Raw genomic sequence first — 21114 nt, 5'->3', positions numbered from 1 at the left:
GGAGTCCGCGCCCCTTGGCACGTTCGGTCTGCAAATCCCAGGCCGACTCAAAGTCCGGTTCGGATTCTTGAAAGGCATTGAGCATTTGCATGTGGTAGGCATAAGCCACGTCCACGGGATTGCGAAACATCAGGACTAGCTTAGCCTGGGGAACCGCCGCGGCCAGATTACGAAGCGCGCAGTCCGAGTACAGATACATGGTCGTGGCATCGCAGGCCAGTTGGCCGGGGGACTTGTTGGCGTAAAGTCGCAGATAACTTTCCTCGTAGCGCGCGCCTAATAAAAACTCCCGCATCCAGGGCAAATCATCGCACCAAAAAAACGGTTCCTTGGGCGCTGGAAGACAGACTTTGGGGTGAGTAGCCAGGTAGGCCGCCAGCGAGGTCGTGCCGCATTTAGGCGCGCCTGCCAAATAAAACGTCGGATAGGGTGTTGCGGGCATTTGACGCTAGGTTGTTAAGCAATTGTAGGGGCGGGCGCATACCTGCCGGAATGAAGCCCCCAGCGTTGCCAGTTCCACACGATGGCAAACAACGCAATCAACAGGTAAGAAGGCAAAAAACGTCCCGAAGTAATTAAAAATGTGCGCGGAAAATCCAAAAAGCAAACCCAAAATAAGGGATACAGCAGCAGCGCGTACATATGCCCCGCGTCAAAATACCGGTAGACCCAGCCCACGCCATAGCCAATGGCAATCCACGCCAGCCAACCCCCAAAAATGCCATAATCAATCATCGGATACACCCAGCCGCATTCGGTGTTGTATTCCACGTTACCATGCAACTCTAGATGATTCATCCAGTTTTCAAAGGGGTCGATGCGAGTCAACTTTTCATAGCCGATGGTGGCGTCCACAAGTGGAAAATTCCAAAAGAAATACCACGTTGTATAAGGAAGGGGGAGCCGGTACTGCAAGGATTTATGATGATTGATCACCATCGCCCCATTGTTGATGGAGGTGGCGTAGTAACCGGTAAACCGATCCAGCACAAACTGGGTAAAAGAGCGTTGTTCCGCTTTATAAAATTTCCACGAACGAAAATATTCAAAAAAGCCAAAGGCCGTGATCCCCAATACCAAAAAGAGCGCCGGTGAATATCGTATCCAGCGGTCCCGTGATACCGTCATCGTGGAATTCACGCGGTACGCCAGCCAGACCGCCATGATGATCGCGGGAACCACGGTCTCGATCAGCGCCAGTCGTTCCGCGCGTAAAAAACTGCGAGCCAGCGTGGTCAGAATAATGCATCCCAGGGCCAACACATAACGGAACTCTCCCCGCCGCCAGTACAAATAGACGGCCATCACGGCCGCGGACATGGCAAATTGCGTGGCGGTGGTGACGCCGGGAATTGTTTGAAAAACTTCTTTTTTTAGGTAGCTGACATTGCCGCCGTCGGAACCAAAGTTTTCCTCGACGACCGCCAGGCTAAACCCGCGCTTCATTGCCATGGCCAGCCAGATGGCATTGGCCAGCATGACCAACGCCCAACCCAGCCAAAAAACCAGCGTCAGGGCTTCGGCGCTGTGGTCGCGTTCGGACTGTTCGACAATGCGCGGGCGTGTGCCGCTACTCAGAAACACGCCCAAGCCAAAGCAGGCCACGGCCGCCAGAATGATTGCTAATTCCCAATCTCCCAGATGCTTTTGCACATTCCACAGCGTGTGAAAATTTCCGCGGGAGATCCAGTAGGTGTGCAATATCGTGGGAATGCTAACCCAGGCCACGCACGCCCACGGATGCAAAAAGCCCGGCAAGGGCCAAGCATGATCGGTACGAGATGAAGGTGCGGCGGCGGGCATGGATAAAGCGGTGGATGCGAAAACGGGAAGTTTGTTAGTTGACGGGGGGGGATCGAAATTTTTGCAGTTGACGCCGGGCAAATACCCAGGCGGGTTGGGCCTGTGCAAGGGAAAAATGGGTCCACAGCCCTTCCAGCCGCCAGACGGCAAGCCATTGGGCCAGATTCATCAATGCCGTGACACTCGAGGAAACCACCGCCAAACCGGTCATTCCATAATGTGCCGCCCCCCAGGCCCCCGCGATGAGCAACAGCGCCGCGCTCAGGACATTAATCGCCAAAATAGTCCATTCGTGCCCGCTCATCATTAGTGTAATTCCCGCACTGCCGGTCCAAAAATAAAAAAATTGCCCGACGGCTAAAATAAATAAGGGCCAGGCGGCGGACTGGTAATCGCCAAAGATTGACAGGGTCAAGCCTGGAAACAGGCAAATACCCGCCAAGGCCAAAAGCGAGGGAATCCCCGCGGCAAAAGCCGCGCCCCGTAGCAACCGTTGCAATTCGCTCAGATTGCCCCGCGCGCGCAGATCCACAATCGACGGGCTAATTGTTTGATTAATCATCGTCAGGGGCAAACTGATTAAAATGATGATCCAGCGCGCGGCGGAATACAGACCAAGATCCGGACTGTTTGCCCCCCAGGCTGCAAATGCCAGCCACAACTCTGCTTCACCCTGGAGAAATGCCAGGACTTGTAACAGCAAAAAAGAGAGCGCCAAGGGCCACAGGCGTGGCGGACCTGGCGGTGAGAGCGGCTGGCTATCCCTGACATGGCTGGCGGACGGAATTGAATCGGCAAGCGGATCTTGAGGCGTGTTCTTGTCAGTGGCTGGCGGCAATTGCCGCACATGATACCATAATAGCCAACCCACCATCGGCAAGGTCAGGCCAATCGCCGCCGTGTAGAGCCAGATTGTCGATAACAGAGACGAGCCTCCGATCAGCAATGGCCATAGCAGGATGGCACACACCAGTATGAGGCTGCTAAACGCGCCGTTGGTTTTTCCTCCATGAAATAACGCCGCCGAGCGCAGATCATGCATGCCGCGCAGGGCTTCCACGGTAAACTGCTGCCAGGCCATCAGGGTGGCCCCGCACAGCACCACTACCAACAATTCCGCCGAAAAGCGATTCACAATGGGCAAATATGAGCGCGACAGCCAGATTCCACCCATTGTCAAAAGCGTGGACGCGGCCAATGTCAAATAGCCCCCGCGCAAAAAACGCTGGATCGCCGCGGTTTGCTTATCCACCAAAAAACCGGGCAGAACCCGAACAGCCGCGTAGTTCAGTCCCCCCATGATCATGATCGCCAAAAATAGCGTCGTGGCGCAAGCGACATTGAACATCCCGTAATCGGCCTGGGATAATTGTCGCGATAAGACTAACTGCACCGCCAAGGTGCACAAGATTTGCACCACACGCGCGGCAAAGATCCACTTCCCCCCGCGCACGGTTCGTGTCTGCCAAGCGAGAGCGTCGGTTGCCTCCCGGGAATCGGCGGGAACGCGCGCTGGCTCCGTGTTTTCCTGGGAGAGGTTGCGATCCAGGGCACTGTCTTTATCCAGGGCGATATGTTGCTTTAAGGCACTATCAGGACATATGTCACTGTCTGAACCTAAGGGACTGCTTGGACCTAAGGCATTTTTTTGATTTAAGACATTGTCCAGGGGCATGGGCTGTTCCACGGGGGTAACTTCCGCGGTGGTTTCCACAATCGGCGCGATTCCCGCCGACATTAAAAAGCCCCTTCACGCAATAGCACCGTTTTAATCGTCCGGACCAAAATATACAAATCCAGCCAGGGGGACCAATTGCGCACATAGTGCGTATCCAGTCGGACGCGCTCCTCGTAAGTGGTCAAACTGCGCCCCGAAACCTGCCACAAACCCGTAATCCCGGGGCGAACCCGCAAATAATGTCGATACTCTTCGGCATAGCGGCAAACTTCATCATCCACGATCGGCCGGGGTCCGACCAGGCTCATCTGGCCGCGCAGCACATTCCACAACTGGGGCAATTCATCCAGGCTGGTTTTACGCAGAAAATTTCCCACGCGAGTGATGCGCGGGTCATGTCGCAATTTTTGCGTGGCTTCGTATTCGGCGCGGGCTTCGGGATTTTTGGCCAGATAATCCCGCAAAACCTGGTCCGCCTGGGGAATCATGCTGCGAAACTTCCACGCCTTGAACTTTTTGCCATTTCGGCCAATCCGGGTGTGCCCATAAAAAATCGGACCCGGCGAACTATATTTTACCAGGATGGCCAGGGTGGCTAATAACGGTGCCAGCAGCCCGGCGGCAAGGATCGTTAACAGCAAATCCATGGCCCGTTTAATAAATCTTGGAACGGGAAGCAACAGTTTTTCGGTTACTTGAATTCCCGGAGTCCCCCCGCAGTCATGGGTGCGATTCCAAAGACTGGGAAAATGCTCCAAGTCTGTCATCACCAGTCGATTGGGAATAGCTGTCGCACATAATTCGCAACAACGAAGGACTTGATTTTTGCTGAGGTCCCCGCTGGCGATGATCGCCCAGGAGATCCCGTGCCTGCGGGCCAATTCCGCGGCTTTTTCGGGAGGCGCAAACAGCATTTCCGGGGGAAAATTTCCCTCCACGTCCAACTTATGCCCCAGCATCCCGCGTGGGCGCAGGCCCATGCCCGGCCGCGCGCGAAAGTATTGATAAATAGCGCGGGCTTGGGGACCTTGGCCAAAGATCAGGACTGGTTCTCCCCACCAATTTAACCGGCTGAGAAAACCCCGGGCCGTCCACCCGACCAATGGCACGGCGGCCAGGGCCATCGCCCAGGTCGTGATAAGCATGCCCGTCAAACCAATTTGCAAGGTTCCCTGTTGCAACAAGCTGCTTGCCAAAAAAACGACATAGACCACGCAATTGGCCAGCGTCGTGAGTTTTAACTCCACACTGGGGCTTAGACCGACTCCGGGATAAAGTCCAAACATAAACTTGGCGATCAGCGTACTAACGATGAGCGCGGCGGCATAGTTGATAAATGACATCTGTGGGCCTTGCCACCAGGTTTGGCTAATGCCATAACCAATTCCCGCTGCTAGGCTGACCGCCACCATATCCGCCAGCATCAAGGGAACAGTGGTTAACGTCATCCGGGAAACGCCATGAAATGACATTTGATCGTGACGCTCGGTTCCCCAATCCATGTCGGGGGAAAGCTTGGCGGATGCCAATTCCAACCCGCCGATACGCTGCGCAGTCGCCAAACTGGCGGCGTATTTAGGTTGCAGGGTGCCTTGTTGATCAATTGTGGCCATCACGTTCTCCGCTGGTGGCAGGAAAATTTGCAGCGAGCCTGACCGCCCGCGCGCAACATGAGTGCAAACTCATCAATTACTTCACGGCTTATCATCAACCAAAGCCAGAAGCAGGGTGGATAAACGGCCTTACTCGTTTTCCACGGTTGCCAAACAAAGTTGTGTTTCTAACCGCCTATTTTTGGTGCGTTGGGTAAGATTCACGCACGACCATAAAATTCAGGGAACATTCAATCCGCCTTGTTCTCCTAGAATTTTCAAAAGAAATCAGCCCTAAATCTAAGTAACGCATGCCCAGTCGTCAAAGGATTAGCAAGGAATATGCCAAAGATTACAAATAACACACATTTATCAAAATACATGCAAATATTATGGCAATTAGCCATATTTCACTGGTCCATCGGCTTTTTACTGCAAACCATTTTTGCAATTCTGCGGAATAATTATGCAATGGCTTGATTTTTTATGGTTGCAATCGTGTTGCTGATTAATAGATATAATTAAGAATCCAAATATAATTTAGCCGCTCTTTATAAGTAATATTTATGTGGCAGTCCAGAAATAGCATGATCTTTGGCGGGTTTGGCACGTGCGAGGTAAAGAATTGATTGCATCCAGCTTGCTTCCGCGATATTCTCAGAGTCGGCAAGAGTGGGTTCCCGTTGATTTTACGAGGGAGAATTAGCGGGGGAATATGCCCAAATAAAGGGCGATCAAATTTTTTCTTTTTTTGGCAAAGTCAAATGTCGCAAGCGCATGGTTGGGGGGGCCGTAAGGCTATTTTTACAGTTTCTTGGTTGACATTGGTGGTTGGGTTGACAAGTGTGGCGATGACGCGCCCGGTTCTGGCGCAAGCGAACACGCCGTCACCAGTTTCCGCAAGCGCCCCTCCCGCGGGAGAAGTCCGGCAATTTCAGTTCCAGAACAGCAAAATTTTTCCGGGGACCGTGCGCGATTATTGGATTTATATCCCCCGCCAATACGATGGCAAAACTCCCGCGTGCGTCTACGTCAACCAGGATGGCGTGCAGTATAACGCCCCCGCGGTCTTTGACGAATTGATTCACAAGGGTGAAATGCCCGTCACGATCGGCGTCTTTATCATGCATGGACGGGTCAAGGCACCAGATGAAAAAGCACTGGACCGGTTTAACCGCAGCTACGAATACGACGGTTTAGGAGACAATTATGCGAGATTCTTACTGGAAGAACTTTTGCCCGACGCCGAAACCAAAACCGCAACCGACGGCCGCGCCATCAAGCTGAGCAAAAGCGGCAACGACCGCTGCATTGGCGGGGCTAGCAGCGGCGCGATCTGCGCCTGGACCGCCGCATGGGAGCGCCCGCACGAATTTTCCCGCGTGTTTAGCAGCATCGGCACCTACGTGGGCCTGCGCGGCGGCAACGACTACCCCACGCTGGTCCGCAAGTACCAGCCCAAGCCAATTCGCATTTTTATGGAGGATGGCAGCCGCGATTTGAACATCTATGGCGGCGACTGGTGGATGGCCAACCAAGAAATGCAACGCGCGCTCGAGTTCGCGGGCTATGAACACAAATTTATTTGGAGCGAAGGGGAGCACAACACCAACCACGCAACGAAGGTCTTTCCCGACGCCATGCGCTATCTGTGGAAGGATTGGCCGCAACCGGTCGCCGCCGGGCGGGGTTCAAGCCAGTTACAAGAGATTCTCATTCCGGGCGAAGACTGGAAATTAATCGCCGAGGGGTACGGCTTTACCGAGGGTCCCGCCGCCAATAACGCGGGAGAGGTTTTCTTTAACGATGTCCCCGCGGGCAAGACCTATAAGATTGATTCGTCCAATAAAGTGAGCGAGTTTCTGCCGGACTCGGGCAAGGGAGACGGCCAAGCCTTTGGGCCCGATGGCCAACTCTACGCTGCGGCGGGGGCCAAAAATCAAATCTTGGCCTGGAACACCGAGGGCAAATCCCGGATCGTGGCGGAGGGCTTTCGCGGCAATGACCTGGTGGTATCGCATCTAGGCCATGTCTATGCGACTGAACCGGGCTGGGATGGCACCAGCCCCAGTAAAATCTGGCACATTAGCCCCGATGGCAAAAAAGAGATCGTGGACGAGGGACTGAAATTTTCCAACGGCATCACCTTGTCGCCGGATCAATCTCTGTTGTATGTGGCCGACACCAAATCCCACTGGGTCTACAGCTACCAAGTGCAACCGGACGGCACGCTCGCCCACAAGCAAAAATATTACCACATTCACATGCCGGATAACGCGGACGATAGCGGCGCGGACGGATTAGAAGTGGACCGGAATGGCCGGTTGTACGTGGCGACGCGGTTGGGCATCCAGGTCTGCGACCAGGCGGGACGGGTAAATTGTATTATTCCCACGCCGAATGGCCGCGTGGCGAATTTGACATTTGGCGGTCCCAATTTTGACACGATTTATGCCGCGTGCGGGGATAAAATTTACGCCCGCAAGGTGAAGCCCCGGGGAGCGCAAAACTACGCCCCGCCAATCAAGCCCGCCGCGCCGCGATTGTAAGGTTATGGTGTTTGGTGGCTGGAATTTTTTTTTTGGTATTTGGTTATACGCGCCGCGCAATTTGTAGGAGGCGACTCTGTCGCCGAATTGCTTTTTGGTGGTGGTTTAAGGATTGCAGCGAAGCGCGTCCGGGGGATAGGTTTTTTCTACTCCGCGCCGCTCTGTGCAACCACTGTGATTATGTGTGAAAGAAATTCTAAATAGCATGGCATAGGGGCTAGCATGCCGACACCGATTCGCTGCAAATCCTGCGGGCAGAAGCTAGCAGTCCCGGATCGCTTATTGGGTAAAACCGTTCCTTGTCCCAAATGCAGCCAGCGTATCTTGTTGCAAGCGCGGGAAGAAAGTCTTCCCCCGGAGGATGTAAACCCCCAACAAAAACTTTCCGCGCCGGTGGAATCCTCTACTTATTTTAAAGCAACCCAACCCCCTGAAGCGGGGGAGGATGCCGAGGAATTTCGCTTGCGCCCCGCGGAAACTAACCAAGAAGCGCGCCGCTTTCATGCCGAGGACGTTCGTCTGGCGACAGAGTTATTGCATAAAGACCGCATCCGGCAAGCCGCCGCCAGCCGCCAGGAATGGCAAGGCATGCTTGACGAAGCGCAGGGAATGTTCGCCAACTATCGCAGGGCCAGGCTGGCCTGCTCGCTCCTGACCGTCGGCCTGATCGCCATTGTCGCGGTCTTCAAGGAAATATTTCGGTTTAACACGCGGCTCTTTGGCGAAGGGAATGAAGTTATGGCCTTGGGAGTCGAATTTTTGCTGCTGGGGCTAATCGGCATTGGCGTTGGTTGGCAATTGGGCTACTTAAAACGGGATTGACCGGGGGTCGTGGGTGGTGCAAGCTTATTTGAAAAACAGCCTGATTCGTCCAGGACTCCCGTCCCCCCTTTAGCAGGGGGCATGGGGTCAGGATTCTTCCGCGACTAGGCGCTATTACTAAATGCGCTTTCTCCGCGTCAGACTCCCGACACCGGGGGTTCAACGACGATGATCAATCGGGCCTTTGGCCCTTCCACTTATTAACTCTAGATAACCTAGGGGGTCGCTGCCCTTGCCCTAGGCTGCGATAGGTCGGGCCTTTGACCCGCTATGAATTAAATGCCTTTGGCCCGCAAGTGCTTACCAATGGGAAAAATGCGCAGAGTAATAAAGCAACGGTCAAACCGACACGCAAATCGCATCTCCGTGCCACTCTGTATTTCCTCCGTGACTCCGTGCAAAAAGTATATTTTCAAACCCGCAAGCTCTCCCTAAACCCAACTACTTTGGCTTCGGCAGTTCCCCCGGGGACTGGGTATCATTTGCGCGATCTTGCGGACGCTCTAGAAATTTAAAACTGGGCCAGGAAAAGCTAGGGAGGGCGTTTCCGCTAGGGATCGTACCCGGAGGAATTTCCTCCGCATTATCGACGGGGGGAACAGTAGGTTGGGGAGTGCTCGGCGTCGCGGCGGGGGCTTTGCCGGTGCGGTTGACGGTGACCGCCGGTTGATCCGCGGGACTGGCACGCTGCATTTCTAGCTCAATATGGGCGGTCGCCTCTTTAGCCACCAGGGCCGCGTCCGCGTCCAACCCACGAAACCAGCCTAGCGGCGGCGATACAAACTCTGGCGGCACCTGCGTAAGCAATTTTGCCGACAGCGGCCCCCAGGCGGTCGTCTGCCAGCGGGGTAATAGACCCGTGGGATTTTCCACCACGTATTCTCCCCCTAGTGGATCACGCAGCCGCGCTTGCAACAGCTCCTCCGCGACTTGCCGCGCCCCTTCCACCGGCACGCCCAACTGGCTGGTTAGCACATGCAAAAGCCGCAAATTCCCCAGGGAAATTTTGCGGGCCTGAAAGTAGCCGAGCGCCGTGGCAAAAGAGCGTGTTTGCGATTGAGACAAATCGGCCACATGCAGCCAGACCTGGGCGGGACGGGGAGCCTCCACCACCATAAATTGGTTGGCGACCGAGGCAATCGTGTCGCGGGACAGGGCAAAAATGCTGAGCGTCCCTTGTTGGCGGTACCATGTTGGAACGGGTTGGGCAAACAAATGAAGTTGCTGCTGGCCGGCGGCGTAACCTTGATCATCAAAGACCAATTGCCGCTGATTTCCTAATAGTAACGATAACAATCCCGGATTTGGCCAAGCGGCAAGATAGATTTGGGGCAATTGATCCAGCCGCGGCATCACGAATCCGCTCTCTTGGTTTTGCCAGGGAAGGCCCGCCAATTGCCAGGCTAAGTTCTGGTCATGCACGCCAAATACATTATGCGTCGGTCCAGAGCCATTTCCGCCAAAGAGCGCGCCATTCGTCACTAATTCCAACGAAAGTTGATCAGTGGCTAGCGGTGCCGCGCGCACCGTTGTTGGCTGACTTAGATACTGCCTGAGAAAGTCGGCTTGGGCTTTGGGAACCAATGTACCCGCCACATCGATGACGATTCGCTCCCGGGGGCCGGTGTTGTAGCCCGGCTGTATTGGCATAAATGGGCTAGGGGGTCCCGGGGGCATGTTGAACCGCTGGATCGCCACGCCGATGGCGCCGCTCGTGGGGAGCATTTCCAGGTATTTCTGGCTAAACTCCCCATAAGCCCGCGCTTCACTCGGGGTAATTCCCGTGACCGGCATGTCCGCAATCGGCAAAAAACTCCCTTTGGCTCCGCGAATACTGTCCCACAATTTACCGTCGGGGCCGGCGATCAGTTGGCTCCCATCGGCACGGCGGTTAAACTCTGGCGGCAAATAACCGGCCGTCACTAGTTTATCAGCGGTAAGCTGTGAGAATCCTTCTTGGCGGGCCATCCAGACAGCCAGTTCCTGGTGGTCCATTTCTAACGCTGAATGCATCCGCCGGGACATTTCCACCCGCACCGCCGGTGAGGTAAACTGCTGAAAAAACGCTTCGCTCAGATAGGCAAAAATTGTATCCTCCCGCGTCAGTGGCATCCTAGTACGCGCGGATCGGAATTCGGAGGACTGGCCCAGGCTCCCCTCCCCCGTGCGCACGGCATAAAACCGTTCCACGATACTACGCGACGTGGTCACCAGGTGAAAATCGCCATCGGTGGCGTAAAACGAACGGACGCGATTGTCGGGGGTGGAAATGAACGAGACCTTTCGCCCGGCGATCTCCACCTGTTGTTCGGTTGCGGCCTTGTTTTGTCTGAGTAGTTCCCGCCGCTGGCCGCGAAAATCCGTCCCCAGGGCAAAGTTATTTCGCGCGTGAAACAGCATGCCGATCGCCGCGCCGTCGCGGACATAAGTGTCCAGGCCAATGAGCGCGACATCTTGAATGACCGTCGGACCTAGCAGCTTTGCCAATGCGCCTTGTTTCAGGATCAATTGATTTTGGATTTTATCGGTGGCCCCATAATCTAGCGCGCGAAAAGCCAGAAGGTTGCCGACATCCCCTCCCCATTCGTTGAGGGCTTCTTGCAGCCATAGAAAATTACCAAAGTTGCCAAACCGCACATAGAAACACTCATGCGGCACGCGCAGGGCAATTGGTTCGATCGCCACGTGGGGATCGGCGGGAGCGTACTCCACGGGAAGCGGTTGCAGGGGCGCGGGCAAAGGTTGGTCAGCAATTTCGGCGGGATTTACCTTTGCCATCAAAGTCTCTTTTTGCATCGCCAGGCGCAGACTTTCGGTTCCAAGCAGCGTTCCTAAAAGCTGATTGATTCCTGAATCACCCAGCATGTTGGCGAGCAACCCTTCGCGCGGCTGGGGCAGGCCTAGCCGTCGCTGCAGCGTGAGCAATAAAAACGTATCAACCGTTGGCGGATACTCGCTATTGGCCACCGCGCGCTTGACCGATTGCGCGTAATTGTCCCACCAGGAACGCAATTGCTCCGCCTGGGCCTGGGGATTTGCCTCTGGAATGACGGTCAGTTGCAGCGGCTGCGGCGTGTGCAGCGTTAGTTCCAGCGGATCGTTGCCAGAAAACAAAAATTCCACCGTCACGGTAAAGGGCTGGCCCGTCAGCGTTTGCTGCAGGTTAAGCGCGTTGCGGAGGGCGTTGCGGACCGGCTCGGCGTCGTAGACGGCGTACAGGGCGCGGCCGTTTTTTTCGGTTAGGGTGAATTCACGATCGGTAAAGACGGAGATATCCGTTCCGGCTGGCAATTGAAACCGTGCATAACCGCTGCCAAATGGCTTCCCGGCATACGCCCGCGCTCCATCCGCGGCAGGCCGCTGCCGCAGGCGGTCAATCAGTGGCCGTCCCCTATTTGGCTCGCGGCGCTGGCGCAAGATTTGGGATTGGCTTTGCGTCAGGGCTAACAAACACGTGATCAGGCAGAATACGGCCATCCACAGTCGCCAAAAGGCGCGCGGGGACCAAGCAGCGTTATTTTTAGGCATGGTTGAATTTCCACAGAAGTTAACAAGGGCTAGCTGGCGAGTCGTCGCGCCGTCAGCTTAGCTATGTGTAACAGACAATAAATATTCGCGATCGTCAATTATAACCGCCCTGCCCTATCTTATCCGACTTTCCCCAAATATGTCCATTCCCATGCCATATCCGGGTATGGGGCAAATTCTTCCTTGGGTTATCAACATTATTGGATCGGTAACTACAGATTCATGCATCCATCGTCACAATAAAATTTGTTAGCTGTTAAAATGTCACCACGCCCCGCAAACCCACCAACAACGCCGTATCCAGGTTTTGGCGGGCTGGCATGAGCACCTGCAAATCCGGGGTTAAATGAAACCAGGGGGTCACTTCAATGTTGTAAAACAACTCCACGCCCTGGCTGTCTCCCACAAGTCCTAGCGCGGGGAGCAGGTCGGGTCCGATCTCTTCGCTGGTAAACACATAGAACCATCCCGCCCCAAAGGTGTCGCGCGCGCGATTTGCCAGCCAACTGCTCCCCCCCACTCCCGCGCTTAGAAAAGCTGATAGGGGATTTGTATTTTGATCGGCGATGCCCGCCCGGCCAAAGACGCCCCAACCCCGTTTGGGATCTTGCGGATCTACCACCAAGTATTGATCAAAATTGTAATACAAGGACCAAGAGTCGCTGGCGCGGGCGATGGGAACATTAGGTAATAAAAAGCCTGGCGACTGCTCTAGTGAAACGACATCGCGGCTATTCCATGTGCCGCCAAACAGTTGGTGTCCAGGAAGCCCAAAAAAAGTTGTCGGCAGCCGCGCTTCCGTGGCAATAGCCACCCCTTCGGCAAATAATTCGCTAAACCCGTCCGAATCGATTGTGTTCTTGGCGTTGAGCACGGTAAAGGTAAATATTGGCTCTAACTCCCTCAAAATGACAAATCCCGCCCCCAAGGTGGAATAAGGGATCGTTCGCAAGGTGACGGGATTGGCCACCAATCCAAAATTTGAAAATTGCCGCATGCCTCGGCCATGGGCAAAAGCGTTAAGGTCCCCATCCAGCGTGTCGGTTTTGCCGGCAAACACCGCAAAATTCTCGGATAATGCCTGCGTGAATAAGACATTTGTTAGATACAGATTATCGTCTTCTGGCCTGGGCAAATCCGTTGCGATCGTGGGTGCGATTAAAACTCCCGCCGCGTCGCCGATCGATTGGCCAAAGCGATGTTCCGCCCGCAGCTTTAGGAATAACCCCTGGCAACCTAGCAGTTTGCCCAGATCGGCATTGGCCACGTAGTCGCCGTGCCCCGCGTATTCAAAAGTCCGTTCCAGACCGCCACTGGTAACACCGTAATAAAATTGCCCCACATTGAGGTCAAAAACGATCCCCGATTCCGCCAGGGAACTCCGATACCCGCACCAGTCCCCCGTGAGGTACGGTTGTTCGCACCAACTAGGCGAGGGGCAGTCAATTTGGCAGGGATCGACACATTCCGGAGCTGTCGTGCATGATGTCGCAGCAGGGCTGGCGGATAGACCTCTTACCCCCCACAAAAGTAGGAGACAGCATAAGAATCCTTGCTGGACACCACGAAAGGACATAAGCCCTGCCTCAATGAGATTTGATCATCCATGACCTGAAAATAGATATCGTCAGAAATAAGCACGGAAGATACCCGCAAAACCCTCCAATCGCGCAAAATACCCATCTTGCCTACGATTGCGTATTGTCTAGTGAAAACATAGCATTTGCATGTTTAGGAATTTTTCATACTAAGTTCCACGAACAAAGGTAAGTGGTCGGATGCCTGCCGAGCCAGCCGTGAATGAATGACATGGCAATTTTTCACGTTCCAGGGGCCCCGAATAAAGGCTTTATCGAGAGAACCCAAGGGAAACCATGCCGGAAATGTGCGAAAACGGCTAATCGGACTGCTTAATTGGACAAAATCCGCCCCCAGCAGGCATTGTTTTAATAAGACGTTTTGCCAGTCGTTGCTATCGCCGATTAGCAATGCCGGTGTATCCGCCACCTGGCGATAAAGATGATGGGCCAGCAAATGTCGAATTTGCCACAGACGCTCACTTCCCGCCAAGCCGAGGTGAAAATTCACCACGGTACATCGTCCATCCGGCGCGTCGATGTTGGCGATTTGCGCGCCGCGGGGCTTTTTGGATTTGAGCCGCAGCGAAATTTGATGCTGCTCCGCGAATGGCCAACGGGATAACAGCAGATTTCCATAGCCGCCATGCTTGAGGGGAACATTAAACTGATACATGGCGTGGGGTAGTTTCAATTCCCGCGACAAGATATGCGGCTGGTCGTCAAAGTGGGATCGCGGCACATGGCGGTCGACTTCTTGCAGGCAGACAATGTCAGGCTCTTGCTCGCCAATAACCTCGATAATACGTTCCAGCCGGTAACGTCGATCCCGACCGCCGATCCCCTTGTGGATGTTATAAGATAGCACACGCATGCGGTTTGTATGAGGTAATAGTTGGCGAAGGATATACCACAGTGCCGCTGAATCGCAATCGAGGAGGCCAGGTAGGTGCCTTGCCTACACTATTTGCTAAAAATCATTTGTTGCATTCTACATCGTATGTCACCTCACCCGTTAAGTTCCACCGCTTCTTCCCAGTGCGCGTACAATTCGGCCAATCGGTTCCGTCCCGTTTCTAGTTCCGCTAACACGGATTTAATTTTATCCGCGTTCCGCAGCACCTGGGGATCGATCTGGGCGGCTTGCAATTCTTCGACACTAGCTTCAAGCTGTTGGATCTCCGCCTCGATCTCGGCCACTTTGCGATAGGGAAATTTTCGTTTGCGCTTTGCCTTGACGGCCACGCCGCCACTGGCGGCTTCCGTGGTAGAGCCTTGTCCCGAGGATTTAGCCGTTGATTTTACGGGCTGCGCCGCGGCGGCAAACTGTTCAACCGCGCTTTTGGCCTCGGTTGCCAGGCCGGATTTGGCCAGTTGCAAATATGTTTCATAGTTTCCCTCTAGCACGCGAAACCGCCGCGGTTCCACAATGAGCAGATGATCGGCCACTTTATTGAGAAAGTAGCGGTCGTGACTGACAAAAATCACGGTCCCCTCAAACGCATTGAGCGATTTTTCCAGCGAATCACACGCCCAAAGGTCGAGATGGTTGGTAGGTTCGTCTAGGACGAGGACATTGGCGTCGGAAGCGGCCAGACGGGCGAGCGCGGCGCGGTTTCGTTCCCCGCCGGAGAGGCTGTTGACGGGTTGAAACACAATTTCCCCCGTCAGGCCAAAGCGGGCCAGCATATCCCGGCGTTGCGGCTCGGTAAATTCCTTGCCCGGGGGGCGGATGGCGTCCACCACCAGCGCGTCATCGGCCAGTTCGGCCAGTTGCTGGTCAAAATAACCGATTTGCACATGCGTTCCGATTCGCACTTGTCCCGTGTCGGCTGCCAGCCGTCCCACCAGGCACTTTAATAACGTGCTTTTACCGGTGCCGTTTGGTCCCAGAATGCCCCACCGCTCGCCGCGCTCGACTTGAAACGTTAAATCGCGAAAGAGCGGCCGGTCAAACGCCTTGGAAAGTTCCTCCGCCCGTAAGACGATATCGCCGGTCCGTTTGACCGGGGGAAAGCCCATGACCGGCGCGGCGATCTCGCGGGGGCGTTCGATTCGCTCCATCCGTTCCAGCTTTTTTTCGCGGTCCTTGGCCTGGTTGGGATTGCTGTAAAAATTACGGCGGATAAATTCCTCGTGCCGCGCGATTTCCTCGGTTTGCTTTTCATAAGTGCGGCGTTGGACCTCGAGTCGCTCAGCCTTGAGCTGCCAGTATTTGCTAAAGTTGCCCGGAAAGCTGTCCACCGTCCCGTTGCAAAGCTCTAGCGTCCGCTGCGTAACCCGGTCGAGAAAATAGCGGTCATGACTGACGACCAGTATCGCCCGCGAAGTCCCTCGCAAAAAGTCCTCCAGCCATTCGGTAGCCTCGATATCCAAATGATTCGATGGTTCATCCAAGAGCATGATGTCCGGGTCGGACAGCAGTAATTTGGCCAACAACAGGCGATTTTGTTGGCCACCGCTCAGTGTTTCAACCGTTTGATCATATTGGACAGACAAAAATCCCAAACCGGTCAGCACGCGTTCAATCTGATGATCCAGTTGGTAGGCGTTGTGCAGTCGTAGCTCTTCTTGCAGGCGGTCATACTGGCGGGCCAGACGGTCATGCTCGGCCGGATCGGTGGCAGCCGCCAGTTCATGGGCGACGCGTTCCGCGTCCGCACCCAGGCGCAGCCAATATTCCAGCCCTGTTTCGGCTTCTTGCCAGAGCGTGCGGCCCGGCGTAAATGTGGGGTGTTGTTCCAGGTAGCCCAGACGGGTGTTGCTTTGCAGTTCCAGCGTCCCCTTGTCGGCCGACTCAGTTCCGGCCAGGATTTTCATGAGCGTGCTTTTTCCAGCGCCGTTTGGTCCCACCAGGCCAATCCGTTCCCCCGCGCGGACCTCAAAGGAGACACCATCGAGCACAGGGTCCGGCCCAAAGTGTTTGACAATGTCGGCAACTTTGAGGAGGAGCATTGCGTGGGGAGTAGAGGAGTGGAGTTTGGAGGCGAGAGGTGGGAGACGGGAGGAAAGAGATTTTGGTGTTTTTTGTAATTCTTACAGCTAAGGCATAATTTTTGCGACTCTTGCTTTTCTTGCGGCTAAGAATTTGTTGCACTTCTTGCGGCTAGCTGGAGAAATCTTCGTCATCCAACTCGCTTAGGACATCCTCGCTCACATAAATGGGGAGCACGGGATCGCAGGTGACCGCCACGGCGATGGCATCCGACGGGCGGGCATCGATCTCGATCAATTCCCCCTCGTGCCGGACGCGGATCACCGCATAATAGGTGTGGTCCCGCAATTCGGTAATCACCACATCCTGCAATTCTCCCCCCATTGCTTGCACTGTCCCGACCAGCAAGTCATGCGTCAGGGGCCGTTGGCTGGGGACTTGCTTGACATGGCGGTCAATGCTGGTCGCCTCAAAAATGCCAATCAAGATGGGAAATGTGCGCGGGCCATCAACTTCCCGCAAGTAAATGATCTGTTGGTCGTTGATCTCGCTGATGATAATTCGCGAGAGTTCCATTTGCACAGGCATAGCAACACCGCCAAGGCAGGATGAGCGTAATTGGGCGTTTTGCCTATTATACGATGCCGCGGCGGACATGTGTAAGGGAGTTTTTTGGAGATTGTCGCACAGCTTTTAATGGAAGAAGTTGTAGGAGGCGACTCTGTCGCCGACGGGGAGGCGGGAGACAGGAAACGAGAGGCGGGAAACAGGAGGGTGGCGGGTGTCGAGCCTGAGCGAGCCCCCCGTGGGTATAGCGAACGGACTTTTCTCGGTCCCCGGAGATGTCTTATTTAATAACATCATCCGTACTACCCAGATTTAGCGATGCATGACGTTTACGGCTGCGGGGGGGTACGGCTGAATGTAGCCAGCACCGTCCCGGTGCTGAAAAGCATTGGAAACGGGATTTGTTTACGGCAGCGCTGTGTCATGTAGCCAGCACCGTCCCGGTGCTGAATAGCATGGGAAACGGGATTTGTTCACGGCAGCGCTGTGTCATGTAGCCAGCACCGTCCCGGTGCTGAATTAGCATTGGAAACGGGATTTGTTCACGGCAGCGGGACGCTAAATAACGTAGCCAGCACCGTCTCGGTGCCGAATAGCATGGGAAACGGGATTTGTTCACGGCAGCGGGACGCTAAATAACGTAGCCAGCACCGTCCCGGTGCTGAATAGCATTGAAAACGGGATTTGTTCACGGCAGCGCTGTGTCATGTAGCCAGCACCGTCCCGCTGCCGAAAAGCATTGGAAACGGGGTTTGTTTACGGCAGCGGGACGCTGCCTACTACGACTTGCGTAATTCCGCCAAGATCTGTGCCAGATTCGCCGCGCGGGCTTGCATTTCGGCCAGTTGTTCCCGTTCGCGGGCGACCACCTCCGCGGGCGCGCGGGCGACAAATCCCTCATTGGCCAACTTGGTCTCCTTAGCGCTAATTCCGCTTTGCAGCTTTTCCAACTCTTTCTCGTTGCGCGAAATCTCAGCTTGCACATCAATATGCCCCGCCAGATCGACAAAGATTTCCAGACCCGGCAAAAGCGTATTCGCCGCCAGCGCGGGGGGCGTTGTCGCGGGACCGCTGCTGGTAAGGCTTGCTCCCGCCATGCTGTCAAAGTAGGGGCGGAGCGGTTCCAGCAATTGCGCTGTCGCGGCGTCGCAACGAATCGCAAAGTTAATCGGCGTCCGGGGAGCAATGTTCTGTCTACTGCGAATTTCCCGCACCGCCCCCAGGACCGCCTGAAATGTGCGAAATCGCGCTTCGCTGGCAGGCTCGATCCACGCAATTTGCGCAACCGGCCAAGGGGCGGTCATGACAAATTCTGGCGCGGCCGCTGGCTGGGAAATACCGCGTACCGGCGCGTATTGTGCCAAAAGCGACCAGATTTCCTCCGTCAAATAAGGTGTGATCGGGTGCAGCAATCGCAAGAGTACGTCCAACGTCCCTGCTAGCAGTCGCTGGGCAATCGGTCGCTGGGCGGGGTCGCTAAGCCTGGTTTTGACAATCTCGACATAAAAACTGCAAAACTCATCCCAGGCAAAGTCGTACAAAGCCCGCGCCGCATCGGCAAAGCGATACGCCCCCAGGTCAGCGGTGACTTGTTTGGTGACACTGTTCAACCGGCTGAGCAGCCAGCGATCCTCCAGCAGCAATTTTGACTCGTCCAATGGACCTGGTGTATAACCTTCCAGGTTTAATAATACAAACCGCGCGGCGTTCCACAGCTTATTACAAAAGTTGCGTGCAACGGAAAAACGCTCGCTGGTGACGGACCCCCGCGGCAAAAGCGCGGCGTCCCCCTTCGCCCATTGGGTGCTAAATTCCCGCTGGCAGTGGGGGCAGGCGAGCTGCGGCAAAGTCCGGTTTTTGCTGGTTTGCTCGGTCGTTTTGCCACAATGCGGACAGACTAATTCGACCGGCATCCGCACATCCTGCGTTTCCGTGGCCAAATATGCCAAGCCAAAGCGCAGCGCATCGGCCCCATACAGGGCGATGACATCCAGCGGGTCGACGCCGTTCCCCTTGGACTTGGACATGGTCTCGCCATAGCCATCCAGAATCTTGGGGTGAATATAAACATGGCGGAACGGAACCTGGCCCACGTTGTACAGGCCGGTCAGAACCATCCGCGCGACCCAAAGGGTGATAATGTCGCGGCTGGTGATGAGCAGGCTGGTGGGATAAAAATACGCGAGCTCCGGCGTCGGTTCGGGCCAACCGAGCGTGCTGTGGGGCCACAAGGCGGAGCTGAACCAAGTGTCGAGGACGTCGGGGTCCTGGGAATAAAATATGGCAACAGTACTCATTAATTCCTGTTCCATTTTCTTTACTGTATCAGAGTCGGCAAGCTCTTTGACGGGTGGTAAATCTTTTGAATACAAACCGCCAATAGAGGACTTCCCGTTTTTTCGGCATTCCATTTCTGAGATGTGTTGTTCAGCCAATTCCGTGCGCGCACACAAGCTAATTATTGTAGGGCTTGTTTCGCTTTGCTGGATCGCATAGTCATTTTCCAACCCCAATATGCTAAAGTATTTTTTCAAAGCAGTAGAAAATTCCTGTTTGACCTTTTTCAGGCTATCTTTGAGTGACAATTCACTGCTGTATTTATCCGCTTGCAAGGTGATTTGCCACACCGGGATTCGGTGTCCCCACCATAACTGGCGGCTGATGCACCAGTCGCGCTTTTCTCCCAGCCAGTCAAGATAGCTTTTGGCAAACCGCTCGGGAAAAATTTGCACCGCGCTTTGCTTGACCGCGTCCATGGCCAGTTGTGCCAGCCCTGGTTGCTCGTCGTCAAAGTCACCCATTTTGACAAACCACTGGTCGCTCAGGTACGGCTCGATCGGTGTTTTGCTCCGGTCGCTGTATTTCAGCGGAATAACGCGATCCTCGGTCCCCTCGTACAGGCCCAGTTCTTCCATTTTGGCAATGACGGCCTTGCGGGCGCGATATCGTTCCAGCCCGGCAAATTCCCCCCCATTTTCGTTAATCTTGCCATCGGGATGGAGAATATTGATGATGCCAAACTCTGTTGGCTGGCCCAATTGCCGCTGCCAGCAGGCGTAGTCGTTGGGATCATGCGCGGGGGTCACTTTGACGCAACCTGTCCCCAGCGTGGGATCGGCCAAGAGCGCGTCGGCAATGATGGGGATTTCGCGCGGGACCAGGGGGAGGCGAATCTTGCGGCCGATGAGCCGCTGATACCGCTCGTCCTGCGGATGAACGCAAACGGCGGTGTCGCCCAGCATCGTTTCGGGTCGGGTGGTGCTAAAACGAATAAACGTGTCGCTGAGCTGGCCGGCATCGTCCAGCACGGGATATTTAAAAGTCCAAAAGCCTCCTTTGGTGTCTTCCGTGTAGGTTTCGTCATCCGCAACGGATGTTTGCAGGTGCGTATCCCAATTAACCAACCGTTTGCCGCGATAAATATAGCCATCGCGAAACATGCGAAAAAATGTTTCCCGGACCGCCCGCGCGCATTGCTCGTCCAGTGTAAAGCGGGTCCGTTGCCAGTCGCAGCTACAACCCAGTTGCCGCAATTGGCCCAGGATGCGCTCTTCGTATTCTTCCTTCCAGGACCAAATCCGCCGCACCAATTCCACCCGGCCTAGATCGTGGCGGGATTTTTTTTCTTCTTCAAAAATCCGCTTTTCGACAACCGCCTGGGTGGCGATTCCCGCGTGGTCGGTGCCGGGCATGTAGAGCGCGTTGTACCCCTGCATCCGTTTTTGCCGGATGAGAATATCCTGCAGCGTGTTATTGAGCGCGTGTCCCAGGTGCAGCGCGCCCGTGACATTGGGGGGGGGAATGACAATCGTGAACGGCCCGGTGGGATATTTTTTTCCTCCGGGGTCGGGTATGGCATGGGCAAAGCCCCGCTCCTCCCACACCCGGGTCCAACGCTCTTGCGCGGAGGTATGTTCGTATTGCTTGGGCAGTTCGTGGGGGGTTGAGTCGGTCATCAGTTTATGGAAGGGAAATAGGACGCGGATAACGGAGGTGATTCAGGACGCAGGTAAATAGGACGCGGATGAAGCGAAAGACGCGGAATATTAGAACGCAGATAAAA

The 21114-nt window shown here is 55.0% G+C and carries 12 protein-coding genes; 2 read left to right on the top strand and 10 right to left on the bottom strand.

Annotation, left to right across the window (positions count from 1 at the left end):
* From SFX18_08375 to wbaP, 4 genes are all read right to left on the bottom strand, one after another.
* A partial coding sequence (locus tag SFX18_08375) for a sulfotransferase domain-containing protein (GenBank protein ID MDX1963155.1) occupies window positions 1-442 on the bottom strand: 442 nt, incomplete at its 3' end.
* A 14-nt stretch (window positions 443-456) separates the two neighbouring features.
* Window positions 457-1803, bottom strand: coding sequence for an O-antigen polymerase (locus tag SFX18_08370; GenBank protein ID MDX1963154.1), 1347 nt, complete (start codon window positions 1801-1803; stop codon window positions 457-459).
* A 34-nt stretch (window positions 1804-1837) separates the two neighbouring features.
* Window positions 1838-3541 (bottom strand): lipopolysaccharide biosynthesis protein, encoded by a 1704-nt coding sequence (locus tag SFX18_08365; protein MDX1963153.1) that lies wholly within the window; start codon window positions 3539-3541, stop codon window positions 1838-1840.
* On the bottom strand, window positions 3541-5094 hold the full coding sequence (gene wbaP, locus SFX18_08360) for an undecaprenyl-phosphate galactose phosphotransferase WbaP (protein MDX1963152.1): 1554 nt from the start codon (window positions 5092-5094) through the stop codon (window positions 3541-3543). The genes SFX18_08365 and wbaP overlap by 1 nt, the downstream gene beginning before the upstream one ends.
* An 830-nt stretch (window positions 5095-5924) precedes the next feature.
* Here wbaP and SFX18_08355 point away from each other — a divergent pair.
* Both SFX18_08355 and SFX18_08350 read left to right on the top strand, forming a co-directional pair.
* Window positions 5925-7622: an SMP-30/gluconolactonase/LRE family protein gene (locus SFX18_08355; GenBank protein MDX1963151.1), complete on the top strand. Its 1698-nt coding sequence runs from the start codon at window positions 5925-5927 to the stop codon at window positions 7620-7622.
* A gap of 222 nt (window positions 7623-7844) precedes the next feature.
* Complete coding sequence (locus SFX18_08350; protein ID MDX1963150.1) at window positions 7845-8444, top strand: hypothetical protein; 600 nt, start codon at window positions 7845-7847, stop codon at window positions 8442-8444.
* Window positions 8445-8885: 441 nt separating this feature from the next.
* On the opposite strand, the gene SFX18_08345 is transcribed toward SFX18_08350, so the two are convergent.
* From SFX18_08345 to SFX18_08320, 6 genes are all read right to left on the bottom strand, one after another.
* Complete coding sequence (locus tag SFX18_08345; GenBank protein MDX1963149.1) at window positions 8886-11972, bottom strand: hypothetical protein; 3087 nt, start codon at window positions 11970-11972, stop codon at window positions 8886-8888.
* Window positions 11973-12228: 256 nt separating this feature from the next.
* The gene (locus SFX18_08340) at window positions 12229-13548 is read right to left on the bottom strand and encodes a carbohydrate porin (GenBank protein MDX1963148.1); all 1320 of its coding nucleotides are present in this window, start codon (window positions 13546-13548) and stop codon (window positions 12229-12231) included.
* A gap of 155 nt (window positions 13549-13703) precedes the next feature.
* Entirely contained in the window at window positions 13704-14423 is a 720-nt protein-coding gene (locus SFX18_08335; protein MDX1963147.1) for an endonuclease/exonuclease/phosphatase family protein, read from the bottom strand.
* A gap of 134 nt (window positions 14424-14557) precedes the next feature.
* Complete coding sequence (locus SFX18_08330; protein ID MDX1963146.1) at window positions 14558-16504, bottom strand: ABC-F family ATP-binding cassette domain-containing protein; 1947 nt, start codon at window positions 16502-16504, stop codon at window positions 14558-14560.
* Between the two features lie 151 nt (window positions 16505-16655).
* The gene (locus SFX18_08325) at window positions 16656-17072 is read right to left on the bottom strand and encodes a bifunctional nuclease family protein (protein MDX1963145.1); all 417 of its coding nucleotides are present in this window, start codon (window positions 17070-17072) and stop codon (window positions 16656-16658) included.
* Between the two features lie 758 nt (window positions 17073-17830).
* Window positions 17831-21007: a valine--tRNA ligase gene (locus tag SFX18_08320; GenBank protein ID MDX1963144.1), complete on the bottom strand. Its 3177-nt coding sequence runs from the start codon at window positions 21005-21007 to the stop codon at window positions 17831-17833.
* Window positions 21008-21114 lie beyond the last annotated feature (107 nt).

This window comes from Pirellulales bacterium, from assembly GCA_033762255.1.
Lineage (GTDB): Bacteria > Planctomycetota > Planctomycetia > Pirellulales > JALHPA01 > JANRLT01.
The sequence above is the reverse complement of the archived record's forward strand: the minus strand, read 5'-3'. Positions and strand labels throughout refer to the sequence as shown.

What these genes read in the sequence shown, in the direction of transcription:
- SFX18_08340 (MDX1963148.1), bottom strand. Translation starts at nt 13,548, where the DNA reads ATGTCCTTTCGTGGTGTCCAGCAAGGATTCTTATGCTGTCTCCTACTT.
- SFX18_08355 (MDX1963151.1), top strand. Translation starts at nt 5,925, where the DNA reads ATGACGCGCCCGGTTCTGGCGCAAGCGAACACGCCGTCACCAGTTTCC.
- SFX18_08365 (MDX1963153.1), bottom strand. Translation starts at nt 3,541, where the DNA reads ATGTCGGCGGGAATCGCGCCGATTGTGGAAACCACCGCGGAAGTTACC.
- SFX18_08330 (MDX1963146.1), bottom strand. Translation starts at nt 16,504, where the DNA reads ATGCTCCTCCTCAAAGTTGCCGACATTGTCAAACACTTTGGGCCGGAC.
- SFX18_08325 (MDX1963145.1), bottom strand. Translation starts at nt 17,072, where the DNA reads ATGCCTGTGCAAATGGAACTCTCGCGAATTATCATCAGCGAGATCAAC.
- wbaP (MDX1963152.1), bottom strand. Translation starts at nt 5,094, where the DNA reads ATGGCCACAATTGATCAACAAGGCACCCTGCAACCTAAATACGCCGCC.
- SFX18_08370 (MDX1963154.1), bottom strand. Translation starts at nt 1,803, where the DNA reads ATGCCCGCCGCCGCACCTTCATCTCGTACCGATCATGCTTGGCCCTTG.
- SFX18_08350 (MDX1963150.1), top strand. Translation starts at nt 7,845, where the DNA reads ATGCCGACACCGATTCGCTGCAAATCCTGCGGGCAGAAGCTAGCAGTC.
- SFX18_08320 (MDX1963144.1), bottom strand. Translation starts at nt 21,007, where the DNA reads ATGACCGACTCAACCCCCCACGAACTGCCCAAGCAATACGAACATACC.
- SFX18_08335 (MDX1963147.1), bottom strand. Translation starts at nt 14,423, where the DNA reads ATGCGTGTGCTATCTTATAACATCCACAAGGGGATCGGCGGTCGGGAT.
- SFX18_08345 (MDX1963149.1), bottom strand. Translation starts at nt 11,972, where the DNA reads ATGCCTAAAAATAACGCTGCTTGGTCCCCGCGCGCCTTTTGGCGACTG.